The organism is Nocardiopsis suaedae, from assembly GCF_027706745.1.
Lineage (GTDB): Bacteria > Actinomycetota > Actinomycetes > Streptosporangiales > Streptosporangiaceae > Nocardiopsis_A > Nocardiopsis_A suaedae.
Genome location: NZ_JAQFWP010000135.1, coordinates 1 through 1,815, shown reverse-complemented (window position 1 = coordinate 1,815; position 1,815 = coordinate 1). Strand labels below are relative to the sequence as shown.

2 protein-coding genes are annotated in these 1,815 nt (G+C 74.9%); both read right to left on the bottom strand.

Annotation, left to right across the window (positions count from 1 at the left end; genetic code table 11):
- Positions 1-49: 49 nt before the first annotated feature.
- The gene (locus O4U47_RS31155) at positions 50-916 is read right to left on the bottom strand and encodes a phosphotransferase enzyme family protein (protein ID WP_270681586.1); all 867 of its coding nucleotides are present in this window, start codon (positions 914-916) and stop codon (positions 50-52) included.
- A 3-nt stretch (positions 917-919) separates the two neighbouring features.
- A complete protein-coding gene (locus tag O4U47_RS31150; protein ID WP_270681585.1) occupies positions 920-1,651 on the bottom strand; it encodes a metallophosphoesterase in 732 nt (243 codons plus the stop codon).
- Positions 1,652-1,815 lie beyond the last annotated feature (164 nt).

Sequence of the window (1,815 nt, the reverse complement as noted above, 5' to 3'; positions counted from 1 at the left end):
ACCCGCCGCCCAGCAGCGTCGGCGGATGGACCGCTTCACCCACCTCAGCTCAGCCCAGCAGGATGTCCAGCATCTCCTGGCGGTGCTCCTTCAGCCACCCTTCCCGGCGCAGGATCATGTCTCCCACGCCCTCCTCCCACATGCGGGCCCACCCGCCGCCGAGCTGTTCGGCCGACGCCTTCATCCGGTGCCAGGACGACGCGCACCGGGAGACCGCCAGGTCGGGCATGGCCTCGCGGGCCTCCTCATCGAGGCCGTAGGCGTCCGCCAGGATGCGCACGCGCTCCAGGCGGGCCCAGTCGTCGTGGACCGGCCAGCCCTCGTAGACGTCCTCGGGCGCGCCCAGGGGCGCCCAGTGCATGGCGGTGTTGTACACGTCCAGCAACCGCGTGCCCGGCCCCGCCAGGTCGAAGTCGATGAGCGCCGCCGCCCGCCCGCCGCGCACCACCACGTTCTGCGGGGTCACGTCCAGGTGGCACACCAGTTCCGGCTCCGGGTCCGGTACCGGCACCTCGACCGGGACCAGTTGGCGGCGCCACACCCCGCCGTCCGGCGCCGCGAACCCGCTCTCCCGCAGGAACCCCTCCGAGGCGTCGTGCAGGCGGCGCAGCAGCCGGCCCACCGACGCCAGCAGCTCCGCGTCGGCCGCCCACGGCTCCGGCGGGCTGCCCGCCACGTCGCCGGGGACGAACGTCAGCACGTCGCGCCCCTGCCCGTCCCGCCCCAGGAACCGCGGCGCGCCGTCGAACCCCGCCGCTTCCAGGTGGTCCAGGTAGGCGGCGACGGCGGGGCTCTGCGGCTGGGCCGGGCGGCGGACCGTGCCCCCCACGCGCACCACGCCCTCGGTGACGTCCCCCGCCGCCAGGGCGACCTCCGCCGCGTCCGGGCCGTCCGCCCGGCCGTCGTAGCTCCGCATGCCTCAAACCGCCCGGTAGTGGGAGGTCACCCGGCCGTCGTCGCCGATGTGGTGGATCGCGATCATCACCGGCGGGTCCTGCTCGTCCCCCTCCGGCTCCCAGTCGGTGCGCAGGGTGGAGGCGACCGACGGGGCCACCAGCAGCGGCCGCCCCGCGAACGTGCTCACCGCGGCGGTGTGCACGTGGCCGCACAGCATCGCCACCACCTCGGGGCGGCGGCCCACCAGCTCGGCCAGGCGCTGTTCACCGCGCTGGCGGATCGGGTCGGTGTAGTCCGACCCGAGGTCCACCGGCGGGTGGTGGAAGGCCAGCAGCACCGGTGCGGCCTCGGGCGCGCGCCGCAGCTCGGACTCCACCATGTCCAGGGTGTCGTCCTCCAGGCGGCCCCACGGCTCCCCCGGCACCATGGTGTCGCACGTGATCACGGTGACCCCCGGCAGGCGGTGCACCCCGTCCACCGGGCCGCCCTCCGGCTCCCGGCCGAACAGGTGCTCGCGCATCGCCTCGCGCGCGTCGTGGTTGCCGGGGCACACCAGCAGCGGGACGTCGAACCGGAGCGTCGCGCGTGCCTGCGCGTACTCCTCCGGCGCGCCCTTGTCGACGACGTCGCCGGTGTGCACCACCGCGTCGACGGTCCGCATCCGCGCGATGTAGTCCACCGCCCGGCGGGCGCGCTCGGCGCTGCGCTCGCCACCGTCGAAGTGGGTGTCGCTGATGTGCGCGATCACGGGCATGGCATCTCCTGAGGGGTCCGGAGCCGGTGGACACGATTGTCCCCGCGCCGCGGCATCTCGCACCATTCGGGGTGGCAACCGCTTTCTCGGATCCGCCCCTTCCGAAGGACCCTCAGGTCATGGCGAGGGGCGGGGCCGGAATCCGCGGGCGGGGCGGAGCTATG